Source organism: Amycolatopsis sp. NPDC003861 (assembly GCF_053605405.1).
Genome location: NZ_JBSGJD010000037.1, coordinates 29,039 through 49,724, shown reverse-complemented (window position 1 = coordinate 49,724; position 20,686 = coordinate 29,039). Strand labels below are relative to the sequence as shown.

At 71.3% G+C, this 20,686-nt stretch carries 17 protein-coding genes; 16 read left to right on the top strand and 1 reads right to left on the bottom strand.

The features are described 5' to 3' along the window. Window positions 1-131: 131 nt before the first annotated feature. Window positions 132-869, bottom strand: a complete 738-nt coding sequence (locus ACWEVN_RS12660; RefSeq protein ID WP_449682517.1) for a GntR family transcriptional regulator — start codon at window positions 867-869, stop codon at window positions 132-134. 251 nt (window positions 870-1,120) lie between these two features. Between ACWEVN_RS12660 and ACWEVN_RS12655 the strand changes: the two genes are divergently transcribed. From ACWEVN_RS12655 to ACWEVN_RS12580, 16 genes are all read left to right on the top strand, one after another. Beyond that, the gene (locus tag ACWEVN_RS12655) at window positions 1,121-2,110 is read left to right on the top strand and encodes a 2-dehydropantoate 2-reductase (protein ID WP_452051310.1); all 990 of its coding nucleotides are present in this window, start codon (window positions 1,121-1,123) and stop codon (window positions 2,108-2,110) included. Window positions 2,111-2,122: 12 nt separating this feature from the next. Beyond that, a complete protein-coding gene (locus ACWEVN_RS12650) occupies window positions 2,123-4,042 on the top strand; it encodes a molybdopterin oxidoreductase family protein (RefSeq protein ID WP_452051309.1) in 1,920 nt (639 codons plus the stop codon). A 1-nt stretch (window position 4,043) separates the two neighbouring features. Beyond that, entirely contained in the window at window positions 4,044-5,789 is a 1,746-nt protein-coding gene (locus ACWEVN_RS12645; protein ID WP_452051308.1) for an NAD(P)H-dependent oxidoreductase subunit E, read from the top strand. Then, window positions 5,786-6,643 carry a 2Fe-2S iron-sulfur cluster-binding protein gene (locus ACWEVN_RS12640; RefSeq protein WP_452051307.1) on the top strand — a complete coding sequence of 286 codons (858 nt, stop codon included), beginning with the start codon at window positions 5,786-5,788 and terminating at the stop codon, window positions 6,641-6,643. Before ACWEVN_RS12645 ends, ACWEVN_RS12640 begins: the two co-directional genes overlap by 4 nt. Before the next feature lie 140 nt (window positions 6,644-6,783). Continuing rightward, window positions 6,784-7,596, top strand: a complete 813-nt coding sequence (locus ACWEVN_RS12635) for a hydroxypyruvate isomerase family protein (RefSeq protein ID WP_452051306.1) — start codon at window positions 6,784-6,786, stop codon at window positions 7,594-7,596. After that, window positions 7,593-8,480 carry an NAD(P)-dependent oxidoreductase gene (locus tag ACWEVN_RS12630; protein WP_452051305.1) on the top strand — a complete coding sequence of 296 codons (888 nt, stop codon included), beginning with the start codon at window positions 7,593-7,595 and terminating at the stop codon, window positions 8,478-8,480. The genes ACWEVN_RS12635 and ACWEVN_RS12630 overlap by 4 nt, the downstream gene beginning before the upstream one ends. A gap of 1 nt (window position 8,481) precedes the next feature. Further along, window positions 8,482-10,170, top strand: a complete 1,689-nt coding sequence (gcl, locus tag ACWEVN_RS12625; protein ID WP_449682510.1) for a glyoxylate carboligase — start codon at window positions 8,482-8,484, stop codon at window positions 10,168-10,170. A 193-nt stretch (window positions 10,171-10,363) separates the two neighbouring features. Beyond that, the gene (locus ACWEVN_RS12620) at window positions 10,364-11,233 is read left to right on the top strand and encodes an FAD binding domain-containing protein (protein ID WP_452051304.1); all 870 of its coding nucleotides are present in this window, start codon (window positions 10,364-10,366) and stop codon (window positions 11,231-11,233) included. Beyond that, a complete protein-coding gene (locus ACWEVN_RS12615) occupies window positions 11,224-11,694 on the top strand; it encodes a (2Fe-2S)-binding protein (RefSeq protein ID WP_449682508.1) in 471 nt (156 codons plus the stop codon). Before ACWEVN_RS12620 ends, ACWEVN_RS12615 begins: the two co-directional genes overlap by 10 nt. Beyond that, window positions 11,691-13,982, top strand: a complete 2,292-nt coding sequence (gene pucD, locus ACWEVN_RS12610) for a xanthine dehydrogenase subunit D (protein ID WP_452051303.1) — start codon at window positions 11,691-11,693, stop codon at window positions 13,980-13,982. Before ACWEVN_RS12615 ends, pucD begins: the two co-directional genes overlap by 4 nt. A 1-nt stretch (window position 13,983) precedes the next feature. Further along, window positions 13,984-14,466, top strand: a complete 483-nt coding sequence (locus tag ACWEVN_RS12605) for a nucleoside deaminase (protein WP_452051302.1) — start codon at window positions 13,984-13,986, stop codon at window positions 14,464-14,466. 113 nt (window positions 14,467-14,579) lie between these two features. Continuing rightward, window positions 14,580-16,025: an NCS2 family permease gene (locus ACWEVN_RS12600; RefSeq protein WP_452051301.1), complete on the top strand. Its 1,446-nt coding sequence runs from the start codon at window positions 14,580-14,582 to the stop codon at window positions 16,023-16,025. 12 nt (window positions 16,026-16,037) lie between these two features. Then, window positions 16,038-16,415 (top strand): allophanate hydrolase-related protein, encoded by a 378-nt coding sequence (locus ACWEVN_RS12595; RefSeq protein ID WP_449682504.1) that lies wholly within the window; start codon window positions 16,038-16,040, stop codon window positions 16,413-16,415. Next, a complete protein-coding gene (locus ACWEVN_RS12590) occupies window positions 16,412-17,512 on the top strand; it encodes a glycerate kinase (protein WP_452051300.1) in 1,101 nt (366 codons plus the stop codon). The genes ACWEVN_RS12595 and ACWEVN_RS12590 overlap by 4 nt, the downstream gene beginning before the upstream one ends. Window positions 17,513-17,563: 51 nt before the next feature. After that, window positions 17,564-18,259, top strand: a complete 696-nt coding sequence (locus ACWEVN_RS12585; RefSeq protein WP_452051299.1) for a TetR/AcrR family transcriptional regulator — start codon at window positions 17,564-17,566, stop codon at window positions 18,257-18,259. 160 nt (window positions 18,260-18,419) lie between these two features. Continuing rightward, window positions 18,420-20,642, top strand: a complete 2,223-nt coding sequence (locus ACWEVN_RS12580) for a glycoside hydrolase family 15 protein (protein ID WP_452051298.1) — start codon at window positions 18,420-18,422, stop codon at window positions 20,640-20,642. The last annotated feature ends 44 nt before the right edge of the window (window positions 20,643-20,686 follow it).

Here is a 20,686-nt window from a genome sequence, read left to right as displayed (position 1 = left end):
CTCAAATAACATAAACCCCCCCCACCCCTCTCGGCACCCTCCACAGACTCGCGTAAAGACGTGTGGTCCCGCGCCGGCCGTCGGCGTCGGCCGGCGGCTGATCCGGTGTTCGCTCCCCGGTCCTGCCGGACTCAGGATCGGGGAGCTTCCGGACGTTCGTGGTAGGCCTGGCGGGTGCGTTCGGTGTGCTTGGCCATGATCTGCTCGGCCTGGCCGGCGTCCTGGGCGGCGATGGCGTCGATCAGCTCTTCGTGCTCGTGCCAGGCGTCCTGGCCGCGGGGCCGGGCGATGGGCGTGTAGTACCAGCGGACCCGGCGGTCGACCAGGCCGATCAGCTCCGCCAGCACCTTGTTCCCGGACAGTTCGGTGATGCACGCGTGAAGGGCGGCATTGGCCGCGACCAGGCCTTCGGTGTCGTCCTCGGCGAGCGCGCTGACACCGGCCTGCTGCAGTTCCTGCAGGCGGGCGACGTCGGCGGGGGTGGCCCGGCCGGCGGCGAGCTTCGCGGAGTGCGTCTCCAGCACGCTGCGGACGCTGAGCAGCTGGTCGGCCTCCTCGTCGGTGGGCAGGTGCACGAAGGCGCCCTGGGCGGGGCGGAGGTCGACCCAGCCTTCGCTCTGCAGCCGCTGCAGGGCCTCCCGGACCGGCTGCCGGCTCACGCCGAGGTACTCGGCGAGGTCGGCCTCGACCAGGTGCTGCCCGGGTTCGAGGGTGCGGTTGATGATCAGTTCGGCGAGTGCTTCGTAGACGACCTGGCGCAGTGGTGCTGGCCGCTCGACGCGCTTGGCGGCCGTCGAGCTGAGCGAGCCCTTGGCCGTGCGGCGGCCGGTCGGGCCGCGGTCGGGCAACGGGGAAGCGGGCTGGCTCACGGGACACCTCGAGTCGGCAGGGAAGGACTGATCCACGCTCAGAATACAGGTTTTGGTATGCAAAATCCCAGATCTCACCCGTAGTGGGCGGGTTCGGGTCGATGTGGATCAACGACGCCGGGGCGTTGTGACCCACGGTGTCTTATTTGTCGCTCTTCGCTGCGCCGCCCGAGTGGCCGCATCGCGAAGGCTGGCTTCGATCATGGATCCAGGATACTGTATGCAATACCGCTGGACCTTGGAGGCGCGTCATGAAGGTGGCTGTTCTCGGGGCCGGGGCGATCGGCGCCTACGTCGGGGCCGCGCTGCACCGCGGCGGGACGGAGGTGCACCTGATCGCCCGCCGGGCCCACCTCGCGGCGATGCGCGAGCACGGCGTCCGCGTGCTCAGCCCGCGCGGCGACTTCACCGCCCATCCCCACGTCACGGACGACCCCGCCGAAGTGGGCGAGGCCGACTTCGTGTTCCTCGGCCTCAAGGCCAACTCCTACGCCTCGTGCGGCGAGCTGCTCGCCCCGCTGCTCGGACCCGAAACGGCGATCGTGGCCGCGCAGAACGGCATCCCGTGGTGGTACTTCCACGGCCTGCGGGGACACCCGCTCGAAGGGCAGCGGGTCGAGACCGTCGACCCCGGCGGCTCGGTCACCGCGGCGCTCGGGCTGCGGCGGGCGATCGGCTGCGTCGTCTACTGCTCGACGGTCATCGAGGAGCCCGGGGTCATCCGGCACCTGGAAGGCACCCGGTTCTCCCTCGGCGAGCCCGGCGGCGAGATCTCCGCGCGCTGCAAGGTGCTCAGCGCGTCGATGATCGCCGGCGGCCTCAAGGCCCCGGTCGAAGCCGACCTGCGCAACGACATCTGGATCAAGCTGATGGGCAACGTCGCGTTCAACCCGCTGTCGGCGCTGACCCGGGCGACCATGGCCCAGATGTGCGAGCACGAGGACACCCGCGAGCTCGTCGCCACGATGATGACCGAGACCCTGGCCATCGCCCGCGCGGCCGGGGCCGACCCGCGGATCTCCGTCGAGAAACGCATCGACGGCGCTTGGCGCGTCGGCCACCACAAGACGTCGATGCTCCAGGACCTGGAAGCCGGCAAGCCCCTCGAGATCGACGCGATCATCGGCGCGGTCGTCGAGCTGGCCGGCCTCACCGGCGTGCCCGCGCCCGCGCTGCGGTACGTCCACGCCGCGATTTCCCTGCTCGACCACACCAGCAAAGTCCCCGTCGGGTCGCACTGACCGGAGGTCCCCGTGAAGCGCAGGAACACCGAGCCGTACGTCCGGCTCACCCGGCCCCTCGTGCGCGATTCCGGCGTGCTGCGGCCGGCGACCTGGGAGGAAGCCCTCGATCGGGCGGCCGCCGGTTTCCGCCGCACCCTGGACGGCAAGGGGCCCGAGGCGTTCGGGATGTTCTCGTGCGCCCGCGCCACCAACGAGATGAACTTCGTCGCCCAGAAGTTCACCCGCGCGGTGATCGGCACGAACAACGTCGACTCGTGCAACCGCACCTGCCACGCGCCCAGTGTCGCCGGGCTGGCGCGGGTGTTCGGCAGCGGCGGCGGCACCTCCTCCTACCAGGAGATCGAGGACGCCGACGTCATCGTGATCTGGGGCGGCAACCCCCGCGAGGCGCACCCGATCTTCTTCCACCACGTGCTCAAGGCCGTCCACAAGGGAGCGAAGCTCTTCGTCGTCGACCCGCGCCGGACCAGCACGGCGAGTTGGGCGCACCGGCAGCTGCAGCTCGAGGTCGGCACCGACATCCCGCTGGCGCACGCGATCGCCCGGGAGATCATCCACTCCGGACTCGCGAACACGACGTTCATCGAACGGGCCACCGAGGGGTTCGCCGAGTTCGCCGCGTCGGTCGAACCGTGGACCCTGGAGGTCGCGGAGAAGACCACCGGTGTGCCGGCCGAGCTGATCCGCGAACTGGCGCATACCTACGCCCGGGCCGATCGCGCCCAGCTGTCCTGGACCCTCGGCATCACCGAACACCACAACGGCACCGACAACGTCCTGTCGCTGATCAACCTGGCGCTGCTGGCCGGGCAGGTCGGCCGCTACGGCGCCGGGCTGAACCCCCTACGCGGGCAGAACAACGTCCAGGGCGGCGGCGACATGGGCGCCATCCCGGACCGCCTGCCCGGCTTCCAGGACGTCCTCGACGCCGACGTCCGAGCCAAGTTCGACACCGCGTGGGGCTCGGCGATCCCGCCGCACCGGGGCCTGAACCTCACCCAGATGCTCGACGCGATGGAACGCGGCGACCTGACGTGCGTGTACATCATCGGCGAGAACCCCGTGCAGTCCGAAGCGGACTGCGAGCACACGATCAAGCGGCTGGCCAACGTCGACCACCTGGTCGTGCAGGACATCTTCCTGACCAAGACCGCGCAGCTGGCCGACGTGGTGCTCCCGGCGTCGGCGGCCTGGTGCGAGAGCGACGGCACCTTCACCAACTCCGAACGGCGGGTCCAGCGCGTCCGCAAGGCCCTCGAACCGCCGGACGGCGCGCGCGACGACATCGAGCTGCTGTCGGAGCTCGCCCGCCGGCTCGGCCACGACTGGCACTACACCGGCGGCGAAGAGGTCTGGGACGAGCTGCGGTCGCTGTCGCCGATGCACGCCGGGATGTCGTACGCGCGCCTGGAAGAGCTCGGCGGGATCCAGTGGCCGTGCTTCTCCGAGGACACCCTCGAACCGACGTTCCTGCACGGCCGGCTCTGGGCCGGGGACCCGGCCGAACGCGGCCGCCCGGCACCGTTCACGGTGCTCGAGCACAGCCCGCCGGTCGACCTGCTCACCGAGGAGTTCCCGATCCGGCTCACCACCGGCCGGCGGCTGGATTCCTACAACACCGGCGTCCAGTCCGGCGGGTTCCCGTCCCCGCTGCGGCAGGGGGAGACCCTGGACCTGTGCCCGGAGGACGCGCGGGCGCTGGGCGTCCAGCCCGACGAACTGGTCCGGATCTCGTCGCGACGCGGGGAGATCGTCGCCCCGGTCCGGCTGGACACGGGGCTGAAACCCGGGCTGGCGTTCATGACCTTCCACTTCCCGGACGAGGTCGACGTCAACGTCATCACCATCGAAGCCACCTGCCCGATCGCCGGGACCGCCGAGTACAAGGCGGCGGCCATCCGCGTCGACAAGCTCCCGGCCGAGGTCTGACATGGACCTCAAACTGCTGGACGCCGTCGCGTCGCGCGAAGAACGGGAGGCGGTCGCCGGGTTCGCCGGCGGTGGCCGGGACCAGCTGCTGCCCGCCCTGCACGCGGTCAACGACCGGGTCGGCTGGATCAGCCAGGGCGCGCTGAACCTGATCTGCGAGACGCTGCACGTGCCGCCCGCCGACGCGTACGGCGTGGCCAGTTTCTACTCGCTGTTCGCGCTGGAGGAGCGCCCGGAGCGGGTGGTGCACGTGTGCACCGACCTGGCCTGCCGGATCCGGGGCGCGGACACGGTCTGCGACGTCCTCACCGAGCACGTCGGCGCCGCGGGGAAGGCACGCGGCCGGGTCACGTGGCTGCGCAGCCCGTGCCTCGGCGTCTGCGAACGGGCCCCCGCGGCGCTGACGTTCCAGGCCGGCGACCCGGCGACCACCGAGCTGCTCGCCCCGGCGACCGGCGCGTCGGCCGTGCTCGCCGCCGGGCGGCCACCGTCCCGTTCGGAGGGTGCGCCGCCGGTGATCCACCAGGAGGACGGGCTCCGCCTGCTCCGCCGGGTGGGCGTGGTCGACCCGGTCAGTCTGGACGGCTACCGCGCGTCCGGCGGCTACGCGGCCCTGCGCAACGCCCTGCACATGGGCCAGGCCGCGGTGATCCGCGAGGTCACGGACTCCGGCCTGCTCGGCCGCGGCGGGGCCGCGTTCCCGACCGGGCGCAAGTGGGCGGCCACCGCCGCCCAGCCCGCCGGGCCGCACTACCTGGTGTGCAACGCCGACGAGAGCGAGCCCGGCACGTTCAAGGACCGGGTGCTCCTGGAGGGCGACCCGTTCGCGCTGGTGGAGGCCATGACGATCGCGGCGTACGCGATCGGCGCCACCCGGGGGTTCGTCTACCTGCGCGGCGAGTACCCGCGTGCGTTGCGGCTGCTGCGCAACGCACTGGAGGTGTGCCGCGAACGCGGGTTCCTCGGCACGGACATCATGGGCCACCAGGGGTTCTCGTTCGACATCGAGATCCGGCGTGGCGCGGGTGCCTACATCTGCGGCGAGGAGACCGCGATCTTCAACTCGATCGAGGGCTTCCGCGGCGAACCCCGCACGAAGCCGCCGTTCCCGGTCGAGCGGGGGCTGTTCGGCAAGCCGACCGTGGTGAACAACGTCGAGACCCTCGTCAACGTCCCGCTGATCCTCACCGAAGGCGCGGCGGCCTACCGGTCGCTCGGCACCGACGCGTCGGCCGGGCCGAAGCTGTTCTGCCTCTCCGGGAACGTCGAACGTCCCGGTGTCTACGAAGTGCCGTTCGGGACGACCCTGCGGGAACTGCTCGCGCTGGCCGGGGGAGTGGCTTCGGGCCGGTCGTTGCGCGCGATCCTGCTGGGCGGCGCGGCCGGCGGGTTCGTCCGGCCGGACGAGCTGGACCTGCCGCTGACGTTCGAGGACGCGCGGGCGGCGAAGACGACGCTCGGCTCGGGTGTCGTCCTGGTCCTCGACGACCTCGCCGATCTCGGCGGGTTCCTGCTGCGGATCGCCGAGTTCTTCCGCGACGAGTCGTGCGGCCAGTGCGTCCCGTGCCGGATCGGGACGGTGCGGCAGGAGGAGGCGATCCGGCGTGTCCTCGCCTCCGGTTCGGAGGAGCGGCCGCTTTTGCGCGAGGTCGGCGGCGTGCTGCGCGACTCGTCGATCTGCGGCCTCGGCCAGACCGCCTGGAACGCCATCGAATCCGCCATCGACCGGCTGGGGGCCCTGAAGTGACCATTGTGGACATCGGAATCCCGAAGCGGCTGGTCGAGTTCACTGTGGACGGTGAGCCGGTCCGGGTGCCGGAAGGCTCGACGATCCTCGACGCGTGCACGGCGGCGGGCAAGGACATCCCGACGCTCTGCTTCGGCGACACCCTGGAACCGGCGAACGCCTGCCGCGTCTGCATGGTCGAGGTCGAAGGCTCCCGGACGCTGGTGCCGTCCTGCTCGCGCCAGGCCGAGCCGGGCATGGTCGTCCGCACGGATTCGGAGCGGACGCGCACGAGCCGCAAGGTGGTCCTCGAACTCCTGGCCTCGGCCACGGACCTCTCGACGACGCCGGGTGTCGCGGAGTGGATGGCCGCCACGGGAGCCGATCCGGACCGCTTCGGCCCCGACGCGGCCACGGTGGCCCAGCCGGCCCTGGTGGACAACGAGCTGTACGTCCGGGACTACGGCAAGTGCATCCTCTGCTACAAGTGCGTCGACGCGTGCGGCGAGCAGTGGCAGAACTCGTTCGCGATCACCGTCGCCGGCCGCGGCTTCGACGCCCGGATCTCGACGGAATTCGCGAACCCGTTGCCGGACAGCGCCTGCGTGTACTGCGGCAACTGCGTCGAGGTGTGCCCGACCGGGGCGCTGAGTTTCAAGCGCGAGTACGACAAGCGTTCGGACGGCTCGTGGGACGAGTCCCGCCAGACCGCGACGACGACGGTCTGCACGTTCTGCGGGGTCGGCTGCAACCTGACGCTGCACGTCCAGGACAACGAGATCGTGAAGGTGACTTCGCCGCACGACAGCTCGGTGACGCACGGGAACCTGTGCATCAAGGGCCGGTTCGGCTGGCAGCACGTCCAGAACCGGTAGCAGGTACCCCGTTCGCCCGAAGGCGCCGTGACTCGACGAGTCGCGGCGCCTTCGCCGTCCGGGCGTTGACCCCGGCGCAGGTCAGCGGCTATTCTCGATATGCGAAAGAAAAATTCCGGATAGCGAAATTCGAGGTCGCGATGCCTGAAGAGGGCCACTCCCTGCCGTACGTCGCCAACCTGTCGATCCTGTTCAAGGAGGTACCGCTGCTCGAGCGCGCGGCCGCCGCGCGGGAGGCCGGGTTCACCGACGTCGAGTACTGGTGGCCGTTCGACACCGCGGTTCCCGCGCGCGACGAGGTCGACGCCTTCGTGCGGAGCCTGGACGGCGTCCGGCTGCGGGGGCTGAACTTCTACGCCGGGGACATGGCCGCGGGGGAGCGAGGCCTGGTGAGCTGGCTCGGGCGGGAGGCCGAGTTCGCCGACAGCCTGGTCGTCGCCCTCGGCATCGCCGAACGCACCGGGTGCCGCAGCTTCAACGCGCTCTACGGCAACCGGCTCGACGGCGAAGACCCGGCCGAGCAGGACGACCTGGCCCGCGCGCACCTGGACAAGGCCGCCGACGCCGCCGCGCGGATCGGTGCGCAGCTGGTGCTCGAACCGCTCTCCGGCGCGGACCGCTACCCGCTCAAGACCGCCGCGGACGCCGTGGCCGTGCTCGACGACCTCGGGCGCGAAAACGTGCGGCTGCTGGCCGACCTGTACCACCTGGCCGTCAACGGCGACGACCTGGACGCCCTGGCGACGACGCACCTTTCCCGGATCGGGCACGTGCAGATCGCCGACGCGCCCGGCCGCCACCAGCCCGGCACCGGCGAGCTGGACATCGAGGGACACCTGGCGAACCTGCAGAACGCGGGCTACGCCGGGTTCGTCGGGATCGAGTACGTCCCGGACCCCGACACCGTCACGTCGCTGGCCTGGCTGCCGAAAACCCGAAGGGGACGAGCATGAAACTGGGATTCATCGGACTGGGCGTGATGGGCGCCCCGATGGCCGCGCACCTGGTCGCGGCCGGCCACGACGTCGGCGGCTACGACGTCACCCCGGCCGCGGGCGAGAAGCTCGAGGCCGCCGGCGGGCGCGCCGCGACGAGCGTCGCCGACGCGGTCGCCGGGGCGGACGTGGTCATCACGATGCTGCCGAACCACCCGCACGTCGAGGAGGTGGTGCTGGCCGCGGGCGGCGTCCTGGACACCGCCGGGCCCGGCACGCTGCTGATCGACATGAGCACCATCCGGCCCGAGACGTCGATCGCGATCGCGGAAGCCGCCCGGGACAAGAAGATCCGCGTCCTCGACGCGCCCGTCTCCGGCGGGCAGGCCGGCGCCGAGCAGGCCTCACTGTCCATCATGGTCGGTGGCGACGCGGACGACTTCGAGGCCGCGAAGCCGGTCCTGGACGTGGTCGGCAAGACCATCGTGCACGTCGGGCCGCACGGCGCCGGCCAGGTCGTCAAGGCCGCGAACCAGCTCGTCGTGGGCGGGATCTACGGCCTGGTCGCCGAGGCGATCGTGCTGCTGGAAGCGTCCGGTGTGGACGCCGCCACGGGCCTCGACGTCCTCGCGGGCGGGCTGGCCGGCAGCCGGATCCTCGAGCTCAAGCGCAAGTCCATGGTGGCGCGGGAATTCGCGCCCGGGTTCCGGATCGACCTGCACCACAAGGACATGGGGATCGCGCTGGCCGCCGCCCGGCAGGCCGACGTCGCGCTCCCGCTCACCGGGCTGGTCGCCCAGCTCGTCGCCGCCGGCCGTGCCATGGGGTACGGCGCCGAAGACCACTCGGCCTTGCTGAAGGTCGCCGAACAGTTGTCGGGCCGCGTCCCGGCGGAGGTGTGACATGCCCCGGATCCCCGCGATGCAGGCGGTCGTCGACGTCCTGGAGAGCGAAGGCGTCGACACCGTCTTCGGCTGCCCCGGCGCAGCCATCCTCCCGCTGTATAACGCCCTGCAAGGCCGGCCGATCGAGCACCTGATCGTCCGCCACGAAGAGGGCGCGACGCACATGGCCGACGGCTGGGCCAGGACGAACGGCAACGTCGGCGTCGCGATCGGCACGTCCGGCCCGGCCGGGACGAACATGATCACCGGGCTCTACACCGCGCACGCGGACTCGATCCCGATCATCTGCATCACCGGCCAGGCCGCCACGGCCAAGCTGCACCAGGAGGCGTTCCAGGCCGTCGACATCGTCGAGATCGCCAAGCCGGTGACGAAGTGGGCGGTGCAGGTCAAGGAGGCCGCGCAGCTGCCGTGGATCTTCCGCGAGGCGTTCCGGATCGCCCGTTCGGGCCGCCCCGGCCCGGTGCTCATCGACCTGCCCATCGACGTCCAGAAGCAGGACATCGAATGGGACTCCTCGATCGACTCGCCGCTGCCGGTGACCCGGGTGACGCCGGCGCCCGCCCGGGTGGAACGGGCGCTGGACCTGCTGCTGGCCGCCGAGCGCCCGCTGATCCTGGCCGGTGGCGGGGTCGTCCTCGGGGAGGCGAGCGAGCGGCTGCGGGCCGCGGCCGAGCGGCTCGACGTCCCGGTGCAGGTGACGTTGATGGGCAAGGGCAGCTTCCCCGAGGACCACGAGCTGTTCGCCGGGATGGCGGGCATCCAGACGTCGCAGCGCTGGGCCAACGCGGCCTTCCTGGAGTCGGACCTGGTGCTCGCGCTGGGCGCGCGGTTCGGCGATCGGCACACCGGCGAGCTGTCGGTCTACCGCGGCGACCGGAAGTTCATCCACGTCGACATCGAACCCACCCAGCTGGGCAAGGTGTTCGGCCCCGACCTCGGGATCGTCTCGGACACGCGGGAGTTCCTCGACGCGCTGCTGGCGGCCCTGGACAAGCGGGAAACGCCGCCGCGGCGCGAGTGGGTCGCCCGGATCGGCGAGCTGAAGGAGGCCCTGCCCCGGCGCGACGACTTCGACAGCCTGCCGATCAAGGCGCCGCGCGTGTTCAAGGAGATCAACGAGACCTTCGGCGAAGACACCTATTTCGTCACCGCGATCGGGCTGTACCAGATCTGGTCGGGCCAGTTCCAGAAGGCGCACCAGCCGCGCCACTACCAGGTGTGCGGCCAGGCCGGCCCGCTCGGCTGGGAGATCCCGGCGGCGATCGGCGTCAAGAAGGCCAAGCCGGAGGCGGAGGTCGTCGGCGTGGTCGGCGACTACTCGTTCCAGTTCCTGGTCGAGGAGCTGGCGGTGGCCGCCCAGTACGACGTCGGGTTCGTGCTGATCATGCTGAACAACGAGTACCTCGGGCTCATCCGCCAGGCCGAGACCGGCTACGAGATGAACTTCGAGGTCGACATCCACTACGACTCGATCGGCACGGACAACGTGAAGATCATGGAGGCCTACGGCTGCTCCGGCACCCGCGTGCACGAGCCGGGGGAGATCCGGACGTCCCTGGAATGGGCGCGCAAGGAAGCCGAGCGGACCAGCCGCCCGGTCCTGGTGGAGATCATGATCGAGCGCGAGGGCAACGCCGCGATGGGCGCCGCCCTCGACGCGGTGAAGGAGTTCGAGCCCGCGTAACACCCGCGTGACCACGGCCGCCGCACGAGTCCCGACCTCGTGCGGCGGCCTTGGCGTGCCCGCGATCAGGCCGTTGGAGGAAAGTACAAACGCGGGCCGGAAATTCACCCGTCTTTCAGGGGTTTTGCCGTGGTCGGGGCCACGCGGGAGCGTGTGTACTTCTTGCCGAAGCAGCTCCGAAAGGACGTCCACAGTGGAATTCCTCCGACCCGACTCGCTGGCCGCCGCGCTCGCCGCGAAGGCCGCGAACCCCGGTGCGGTCCCGCTCGCCGGCGGCACGGACGTGCTGGTCGAACTGAACTTCGACCACCGCCGTCCGGAGTCGCTCCTCGACCTCGGGCGCGTGCCCGAACTGCACGAGCACGGCACCGACGGCGGCCGGATCCGGATCGGCGCGGCCGTGCCCTACACCCGGGTCATCACCGAGCTCGGCCCGCGGCTGCCCGGCCTGGCCATGGCCGCGCGGACGGTCGGCTCGCCGCAGATCCGCAACCGCGGTTCGGTGGGCGGCAACCTCGGCGCGGCCTCGCCCGCGGGCGACGCGCACCCGGCCCTGCTGGCCGCGGACGCCGAGGTCGAGATCGCCTCCGTCCGCGGAACGCGGATCGTCGCGGCGAAGGACTTCTACGTCGGGGTCAAGAAGAACGTGCTGGAGCCGGACGAGCTGATCACCGCGGTGCTGCTCGCACCGGCCACCGGGCCGCAGCAGTTCAGCAAGATCGGCACCCGCAACGCCATGGTCATCGCCGTCGCCGCCTTCGGCCTGGCGTTGCACCCGGAACAACGCCGGGTCGGCACCGGCGTCGGCTCGGCCGCGCCGACCCCGCGGCGGGCCTTCGACGCCGAGGATTTCCTGGCCGCCGAGCTGGACTGGGACGCGCCGAAGCCGATCGCCGACTCGGTGAAACGCCGCTTCGGCGACCTGGTCGCGGCGGCCGCGTCGCCGATCGACGACGTCCGGGGGAGCGCGGCCTACCGGCGCCACGCGCTGAGCGTCATGGCGCGAAGGACGCTGACCTGGGCCTGGACCGAATACTGCGGAGGGAGCGCGAAGTGCGCGTGAACGTCACCGTCAACGGCGAACCCCGCCGGGCGGACAACGTCTGGGAGGGCGAGAGCCTGCTTTACCTGCTGCGCGAGCGGCTCGGGCTGCCCGGCTCGAAGAACGCCTGCGAGCAGGGCGAATGCGGTTCGTGCACGGTCTACCTCGACGGCGTCCCGGCGTGTGCCTGCCTGGTCGCGGCCGGGCAGGCCGAGGGCCGCGAGGTGGTCACGGTCGAAGGCCTGGCCGACGGGGAAGCCCTGGACCCGGTGCAGGAGGCGTTCGTCGAGCGCGGCGCGGTCCAGTGCGGCTTCTGCACGCCCGGCCTGCTGGTGGCCGCCCACGACCTGATCGAGCGGAACCCCGAGCCGTCCGACGTCGAGATCCGCGAGGCCCTGGCGGGCAACCTCTGCCGCTGTACGGGCTACGAGAAGATCCTCGACGCCGTCCGCGACGCCGCCGCGCGCAAGGCCGTCCGATGAGCGCGCCGGTCCGCTCCCCGCAGGAGCTGCACGACACGATCGCCGGCGGCATCGGCGAGAGCCCGCTGCGCCCGGACGGCACGCTCAAGGTGCGCGGCGAGTTCGCCTACTCCTCGGACCTGTGGCACGAGGACATGCTGTGGGGCGCGACCCTGCGCAGCCCGCACCCGCACGCCCGGATCGTCCGCCTCGACGTCTCCCGCGCGCTCGCCCAGCCGGGGGTGCACGCGGTGCTGACGCACGAGGACGTCCCGGGGGAGAACGTCTACGGCCTCAAGTTCCAGGACACCCCGGCGCTGGCCGCCGACCTGGTGCGCTACCAGGGCGAGCCGGTCGCGATCCTGGCGGCCGACCACCCGGAGATCGCGCGGCAGGCGCTCAAGGAGATCGTCGTCGAGTACGACGTCCTCGAACCGGTCACCGACCCCGAGCGGGCCGCGCACGACGACACCCTGCCGAAGCTGCACCCGGGCGGGAACCTGGTCCGCCACCAGCGGATCGTCAAGGGCGACCCGGCCGCGACCGCGGACGTCGTGGTGTCCGGCGTCTACGAGATCGGGATGCAGGACCAGGCGTTCCTCGGCCCGGAGTCCGGCCTCGCGGTGCCCGCCGAGGACGGTGGCGTCGACCTCTACCTGGCCACCCAGTGGCTGCACGTCGACCAGCGCCAGACGGCGAAGGCCCTCGGCCTGCCCCTGGAGAAGGTGCGGCTGACGCTGTCCGGGGTCGGTGGCGCCTTCGGCGGCCGTGAGGACCTGTCGATGCAGATCCATTCCTGCATGCTGGCCCTGCGCACCGGCCGTCCGGTCAAGATGAGCTACAACCGGCTGGAGTCGTTCTTCGGGCACGTCCACCGCCACCCGGCGAAGATGTACTACGAGCACGGCGCCACCCGCGACGGGAAGCTCGTCTACGTCCGGGCGAAGCTGTACTTCGACGGCGGCGCGTACGCGTCCAAGACGCCGGTCGTGGTCGGCAACGGCACCACGCTCAGCGTCGGCCCCTACGACGTCCCGAACGCGCACATCGAGGGCTGGGGCGTCTACACGAACAACCCGACCTGCGGGGCGATGCGCGGCCTCGGCGCGGTGCAGCCGACGTACGCCTACGAGTCCCAAATGGACAAACTGGCGGCCGCTCTGGGCCTGGACCCGGCGGAACTGCGGATCCGCAACGCGCTGAGCGAAGGGTCCACTGTGGTCACCGGACAGGTGGTCGACTTCCCGGCGCCGGTGGCGGAACTCGTCCAGCGGGTCCGCGACCTGCCGCTGCCGCCCGTGCCCACCGGCGCCCGGGACATCCGCGACCTCCCGGGCGGGGCGTCGAACACCACCCACGGCGAAGGCGTGGTCCGCGGGGTCGGCTACGGCGTGACGATCAAGAACATCTCCTACGCCGAAGGCCTCGACGACTACTCGACCGCCCGCGTCCGGCTCGAGGTGCTCGGCGGGGAGGCGGTGGCCATGGTGCACACCGCCGCCGCGGAAGTCGGGCAGGGGCTGGTGACGCTGCAGCAGCAGATCGCCCGCACCGAGCTGGGCGTGACGCGGGTGAGCGTGCACCCGGCCGACACGAGCGTCGGCGACGCCGGCTCCAGCTCGGCGTCGCGGCAGACCTACGTCACCGGTGGCGCGGTCCGCAACGCCTGCCGCGCCGTCGCCGAAGCCGTCTGCGAGCGGCTCGGGGTGCCGGCCGAAGGCATGTCGCTGACCGGCGGGAAGGTCGTCGCGGCCGACGGCGAGGTCGTCGCGGATCTGGCCGAGCTACTGGGGGACAGCGCGATCGAGGAGACCCGCGAGTTCCACCACCGGCCGACCTACCCCCTGGATCCCGAGACGGGCCAGGGCGACGCCCACGTCCAGTACGGCTTCTCCGCCCACCGCGCGGTGGTCGACGTCGACCTGGACCTCGGCCTGGTCAAGGTCGTCCAGCTCGACTGCGCCCAGGACGTCGGCAAGGCGATGAACCCCGACGCCGTCGTCGCGCAGATCCAGGGCGGCTCGGCCCAGGGCCTCGGCCTCGCCGTGATGGAGGAGATCCTGGTCAAGGACGGCAAAGTGCGGAACCCATCGTTCACCGACTACCTCATCCCGACCATCCTCGACATGCCGCCGATGCGCGTCGACGTCCTCGAGCGCCCCGACCCGCACGCGCCCTACGGCGTCCGCGGCGTCGGCGAACCCCCCACGATCTCGGCCACGCCGGCGATCGCCAACGCCATCCGCGCGGCCACCGGCCTCGAGCTGCCGCGCGTCCCGATCCGCCCCGAACACATCACCGGAGTCTGAGATGACCGTGTCCTTTTCCGTCGAAACCGAATGGCTCGACGAAGCCGTCCGCATCGCGGAGACCAACGTCGCGAACGGCGGCGGCCCCTTCGGCGCGCTGATCGTCAAGGACGGCGAGGTCGTCGCGACCGGCGTCAACCGCGTCACGGCGAACCTGGACCCGACCGCGCACGCCGAAGTCGTCGCGATCCGCGCGGCCTGCCAGGCACTCGGCACGTTCAAGCTCGACGGCTGCGTACTCGTCTCCAGCTGCGAGCCGTGCCCGATGTGCCTGTCCTCGGCGCTGTGGGCGCGGGTGGACAAGGTCCTCTTCGCCGCCGACCGCGACGACGCGGCCAAGGCCGGCTTCGACGACCGCGCCTTCTACGAACTCTTCGACCGCCCGCGCGAGACGTGGACGGTCCCCGTGACCCGGCTGTCCGCAAAGGACGGCTTCGCCCCCTTCGCGGCCTGGCTCGACAAGGCCGACCGCACCGACTACTGACCCACGAAGTCAGCAGCTGACCGGAGCACCACCGAATCGAACGTCCCGCTCGCCCAGGCACGGCGCTGTGCCTTGGCCTGGCCGAGCACCCCCCACCGGCAAGGGCAGGACGCATGACCCAGCTTGAAGTCCCCACCCCCGTGGTCGACGAAGTACCTCCGCAACGCCGCTCGCTGCTCGACAAGCTCTTCGAATTGCGGGCCCGGCAGAGCACCATCGGCCGCGAAGTCCGCGGCGGCGTCACCACGTTCGTCGCGATGGCCTACATCGTGCTGCTCAACCCGCTCATCCTCGGCGCCTCCGCCGACATCACCGGCGCCCGGCTCTCGGCCGCGCAGGTGACCACGGCGACCGCGCTGGCCGCCGCCGTGATGACCGTCCTCATGGGACTCGTCGGCAACGCGCCCCTCGCGCTGGCCGCCGGCCTGGGCATCAACGGCATCGTCGCCTTCCAGATGGCCCCGGAGATGACCTGGGCGCAGGCGTTCGGCCTGGTCGTGCTCGAAGGCGTCTGCATCGTGCTGATGGCCGTCAGCGGGGTCCGCGAACGGATCATGAACGCCATCCCGCGGCCGCTCAAGATGGCGATCACCGTCGGGATCGGGCTCTACATCGCCCTGGTCGGCCTGGTCAGCGCCGGGTTCGTGACCCGGGTCCCGGACTCGGCGCAGACCACGGTCCCGGTGCGGCTCGGGGCGAGCGGGCACCTGCACGGCTGGCCGATCGTCGTCTTCTGCTTCGGCCTGCTGCTGATGATCGTGCTGATGGCCCGGAAGGTCCCGGGCGCGGTGCTGATCAGCATCGGGGTGGCCACCGTGCTCGCCGTCGTGCTGCACCAGGGCTTCGGCGTCGGCGGCTGGGGGCTCACGACCCCGGAACTGCCCGACCACGTCCTCGCCGCCCCGGACTTCGGGCTCTTCGGCCACATCGACCTCTTCGGCGGCTTCGCCTCGGCAGGCGCGCTCGCGGCGACGGTCTTCCTGTTCACCCTGGTGCTGTCGGGCTTCTTCGACGCCATGGGCACGATCACCAGCGTCTCCGACGAAGCCGGGCTGTCGAAGAACGGGAAAGTCCCGCGGATGGGCCGCATCCTGCTGGTCGACGGCGCGGGCGCGATCGCGGGCGGCGTCACCGGCTCGTCGCCGAACACGGTGTTCCTCGAATCGGCGGCCGGCGTCGGCGAGGGCGCGCGGACCGGGCTGGCCAGCGTCGTCACCGGCCTGCTGTTCGCCGGCACCCTGCTGTTCACGCCGCTGGCCGGGGTCGTCCCGGCCCAGGCCGCGGCGCCCGCGCTGGTGGTCATCGGCGGCATGATGGTCGCGCAGTGCCGGACCATCCCGTGGCACGACCCGGACTACACGATCCCGGTGTTCCTGACCGCGGCCCTGATCCCGTTCACCTACTCGATCACCAACGGCGTCGGCGCCGGCCTGATCGCCTTCGTGCTGATCAAGATCGGCCGGGGCAAGTGGCGCGAAGCCGGCTGGCTGCTCACCCTGCTGGCCCTGGTGTTCGCGGTGTACTTCGCCGTCGACGGCGTCGAAGCCCTCTTCCGGTAAAGGAGTTCCCTCGTGGCCCTGATGTTCTTCAACGGCGGCGCCATGCGCGGCGAGCCACTGCACCACCTGCTCGAAGGATCGCCGTTCGTGGGCGGCGCGCGGACCGCGGCCAAGTACCGGTTCTACGCGGTCGGCGACCAGTGCCCGGCGCTGTACCCGGTTTCCCACGGCGGCGCCGAGGTGACCGGCGAGGTCTACGACGTCTCGCTGGACGACCTGCGGGACCGGGTGCTGCCGTCCGAGCCGCACGAGTTGGAGCTGGGGGTGGTGGAGCTGGCGGACGGGAGTTCGGCGTTCGCGATGCTGCTGCGGCGGCCGTACACCTCGCACGTCGCCCTGCGCGACATCACCGAGATCGGCGACTGGCGGGCGTTCAAGGCGAGCGCGTGAAGGTCCTGATCGCGCCGGACAAGTTCAAGGGGTCGCTGACCGCGGGGGAGGTGGCGTCGGCGGTGGCGGCCGGTCTCGCCGACGTCGACCCCACGGCGGCGGTCACCACCCTCCCGGTGGCCGACGGCGGCGAGGGCACGGTCGACGCGGCCGTCGCCGCCGGGTACCGGCGCGTGCGGGTCCCCGCCCGCGGCCCCACCGGCCTTCCGGTGACCGCGTCCTACGCCGTCCGCGGCGACACGGCGATCGTCGAGCTGGCCGAGGCGTCCGGGCTGCACCGGCTGCCGGGCGCCCCGGCCCCGCTCACCGCGACCAGCGCGGGAACCGGCGACGTGATCGCGGCGGCGGTCCGGGCGGGCTGCCGCCGGATCGTCCTCGGCGTCGGCGGCAGCGCGGGCACCGACGGCGGCGCGGGCCTGCTGACCGCACTGGGCGCCCGGCTCCTGGACGCGGCCGGGCGCGAACTCCCCTCCGGTGGTGCGGCCCTGTCCCGGCTCGCCTCACTGGACGTGACGGGAATGTCCGAAGTGGACATCGAGCTGGCGAGCGACGTGGACAACCCGCTCTGCGGGCCACGCGGGGCCGCGGCCGTCTACGGACCCCAGAAGGGAGCGTCCCCCGACGACGTCGAGACCCTCGATGCCGCCTTGCGGCACTGGGCCTCGATCGCCGGACCCGAGTTCGCCGAGCGCCCGGGAGCCGGAGCGGCCGGCGGAGTGGGCTTCGCGGCCATGGCGGTCCTGGGCGCCCGCGTGCGGCCCGGCATCGAGCTGCTCCTGGACCTGCTCGGCTTCGACGCGGCCCTGACCGGAGCTTCCCTGGTCATCACCGGCGAGGGATCCCTGGACGAGCAGACGTTGTCCGGCAAGGCCCCGGCCGGAGTGGCGGCAGCCGCGGCGGCCAGGGGCATCCCGTGCGTCGCGGTCTCCGGCCGCTGTCGGCTGTCTTCGGTGCAGCTGAAGGAGGCGGGTATCTCGGCCGCGTACGCGTTGACGGACCTGGAGCCGGACCCGGCGCGCTGCATGGCGGAGGCGGCCCCGCTGCTGCGCCGTCTGGCCCACCGGGTGGCGGCCGGCTACTTCTCGCTGTCGAGGTGATCGCCCGCGACACCGAACAGGTGCTACCGAAGATTTGTTACCATCGAAACCATGGCAACGAAGACGGCGCTGGACACCCGCGAGCGAATCCTCCAGGCGGCGGCGGCACTGCTCGCGGCCGAGGGGCGCGACGGGTTGTCGACCCGGGCGGTGAGCGCGGCGGCGGGCGTCCAGCCCCCGGCGCTGTACCGCCTGTTCGGCGACAAGGACGGCCTGCTGGACGCGGTGGCGGCGTACGGCTTCGACGAGTACCTCAAGAGCAAGCGCAAGCTGGGTTCGACGGGCGACCCGGTGGAGGACCTGAGGCGAGGCTGGGACTTGCACATCGAGTTCGGCTTGTCCCGCCCGGAGTTCTACGTCCTGATGTACGGCGACGCACGCCCGGGCCGAACGTCCCCGGCGGCGCGCGAAGCGGAGGCGATGTTGCGAAGCATCGTCGAGCGCGTAGCGGAGGCAGGGAGGCTCAGGGTGAGCGTGGAGAGGGCGGCCCGCCTGACCCACGCGGCAGGAATGGGCGTGGTCCTGACCCAGATCGCCACGCCGGAAGATCAGCGAGACCCAGAGCTCTCGACAACGGCACGTGAGACGGTCTTGACCCGAATCCTGACCGGAACCGAGCAGCCCAAGGACTCGAACCTCCCCGAGCGAGCGATCGCGCTGAGGGCAGGGCTGGAGGGCACAACGGCACTGACGGAAGCCGAGCGAACCCTCCTGGCCGAGTGGCTGGACCGCATCGCAGACGCATAGAGCAACCACCCGCCAACCCAGGCTTCGGGGTTGCGGACCTACTCCGTATGACCTAATCCTGGATCGATACAGAACGACCGGACATTGCCTGTCATCACCCCAGACCTCAATATGTTGCAGCCAACAACATATGCATCGACAACGCCGTCGGAGGCCCGCAATGATCAGGTGGAAAGCCGTCCTGGCCTGCACAGGAGCAGCAATCCTGCTCACCGCGGCCCTCCCGGCACCGGCCCAGGCGGCCGGAACGGCAACGGACTGCTGCGGAGGAGGAGCCTCCTGGGCCACGGGCAACAAGTCGGCCCTCGGAACGGCGACGACAAGCGCCAGCCCGGTCTGGTTCACCGTCGCCAACGGCGTCACCTCGGAAGTCTTCTACCCCCGGGCGGACGTCCCCGACATGCAGGACATGCAGTACATCGTCACCGACGGCAGCACGTTCGTGGACCTCGAGCGAGACGCCACGAACCACGCCGTGACCATGCCGGACGAGAAGTCCCTCCAGTACACGATCACCAACACGGCCAAGAGCGGCAAGTACCGGATCACGACGAACTACGTCACCGACCCCGCCCGCGCCACCCTGCTGACGAACACCCGCTTCCAGTCCCTCGACGGCGGAACCTACCGCCTGTACCTCCTGGCCAATCCGTCGATGGCGGGCGGCGGAGCGAACGACAACGCCTGGTGGGACGGCACCGGCCTGGTCGCCGGCGGCACCGAAACCCTGTTCGGCGGCACATCCACCACGGTCGTCTCGGCCCTGCGCGCCTCCACCGGCTTCACGGCACACGACAACGGCTACACCGGAGCGGGCAGCGACTGCCTGGCCGACCTGCGCGCCGACAAGACCCTGAACAACCAGTTCGACACCATCGCGGGCAACGGCAACGTCGTCCAGTGCGGCCAGCTCCCGGTCGGCACGGACACCACGTTCACCGTCGCCCTCGGCTACGGCAGCACCGCGGCAGCGGCGACGTCGAACGCCACCGGCTCCCTGAGCAGCGGGTTCACCGCGGTCTCGGCGTCCTACCGAAGCGGCTGGAACACGTACGTCAACGGCCTCAAACCGGCCCCGGCGAGCGTCTCGGGAGACACCCAACGACGTCGCGCCTACTACGTGGCCGCCATGGCGCTCAAGACGGCGGAAGACAAGCAGCACCCGGGAGCGAGCGTCGCCGGCCTGGCCACCCCGTGGGGTGACTCCACGAACGGGGACCACCTCAACGACGGCTACCACCGGGTGTGGGGCCGGGACCTCTACCAGCAGGCCACCGGCCTGCTGGCCGCCGGCGACACCGCCCAGGCCAAGCGCATGGCCCAGTTCCTCTGGAACTCCCAGTGGATCGGAACCGCCACCGCAGGCGACGGCACGACCTACCCGGCCGGCTCGTTCCCACGCTACAGCCCGGTTTCCGGGGTGAGCGGCGCCAGTGCCCAGCAACTCGGCTGCTGCGAACAACTGGACCAGGACGCCGACGCGATCCTCCTGGCCTGGCTGACCGGACTCACCGACTCCGCCACGTACGCCAAGGTCAAGACCACGGCCAACCACATCCTCGCGACAGGCCCGGACACGACCGAGCGCTGGGAGGAGCAGTACGGCAAGTCGCCGTCGTCGGTGGCCGCGGAGATCGCCGGCCTGATCGCGGCCGGCGCGATCGCCCGGGCCAACGGCGACCCGGCGAGCGCCACGTCCTGGGAGTCCACCGCGGACACCTGGCGCAATTCCCTGGCGGGCTGGACGGTGACGACCTCCGGCTACTGGGGCGGCCACACGTACTACGAGCGCCTCGACCGGGCCGGAAACCCGAACGACACGGCGACGATCTGCTTCGACGAAGGCTGCTTCTACGAGCACGACGTCACCGACTTCGGCTTCCTCGACCTGGTCCGCCTCGGCATCCGCCCGGCCGGGGACGCCACGATCGCGAACTCGGTGGCCCCGACGGCCGCCGCCTCCGACGGCAATTCCTCGGTGCAGGTCACGCTGCCCAACGGTGACATCTACTTCCACCGCTACCCGCACGACAACTACGGCGAGAGCACCGCGAACTGCAGCGGCTGGCCGGCGAACGGAAGCCGGCGGTTCGGCCGGCTGTGGCCGGTGCTGTCGGGGGAGCGCGGCCAGTACGAACTGGCCAACGGCCGCTCGGCCGCGGTGTACCTGAAGTCGATGGCGGACTCGGTCAACGAGGGCTACTTCGTGCCCGAGCAGGTCTGGGACCGCGCGGACGTCGCCTGCTTCGGCCTCGGCCGCCCGACCGGCAGCGCGGGCCCGCTGATGTGGGCCGAGGGCCAGTACCTGCGCCTGGCCCAGAGCATGGACGCCGGCCACAACCTCGACACCCCGTCGATCGTCAAGGCCCGCTACGGCACCTGACCCGCCGGAGGGACGACACGCCCCCTCGCCGTGTCGTCCCTCCA

Bases quoted from the DNA above. Each gene is read 5' to 3' on its own strand.
- ACWEVN_RS12655 (WP_452051310.1), top strand. From the start codon at position 1,121: ATGAAGGTGGCTGTTCTCGGGGCCGGGGCGATCGGCGCCTACGTCGGG.
- ACWEVN_RS12645 (WP_452051308.1), top strand. From the start codon at position 4,044: ATGGACCTCAAACTGCTGGACGCCGTCGCGTCGCGCGAAGAACGGGAG.
- ACWEVN_RS12635 (WP_452051306.1), top strand. From the start codon at position 6,784: ATGCCTGAAGAGGGCCACTCCCTGCCGTACGTCGCCAACCTGTCGATC.
- ACWEVN_RS12630 (WP_452051305.1), top strand. From the start codon at position 7,593: ATGAAACTGGGATTCATCGGACTGGGCGTGATGGGCGCCCCGATGGCC.
- gcl (WP_449682510.1), top strand. From the start codon at position 8,482: ATGCCCCGGATCCCCGCGATGCAGGCGGTCGTCGACGTCCTGGAGAGC.
- pucD (WP_452051303.1), top strand. From the start codon at position 11,691: ATGAGCGCGCCGGTCCGCTCCCCGCAGGAGCTGCACGACACGATCGCC.
- ACWEVN_RS12605 (WP_452051302.1), top strand. From the start codon at position 13,984: ATGACCGTGTCCTTTTCCGTCGAAACCGAATGGCTCGACGAAGCCGTC.
- ACWEVN_RS12600 (WP_452051301.1), top strand. From the start codon at position 14,580: ATGACCCAGCTTGAAGTCCCCACCCCCGTGGTCGACGAAGTACCTCCG.
- ACWEVN_RS12585 (WP_452051299.1), top strand. From the start codon at position 17,564: ATGGCAACGAAGACGGCGCTGGACACCCGCGAGCGAATCCTCCAGGCG.
- ACWEVN_RS12580 (WP_452051298.1), top strand. From the start codon at position 18,420: ATGATCAGGTGGAAAGCCGTCCTGGCCTGCACAGGAGCAGCAATCCTG.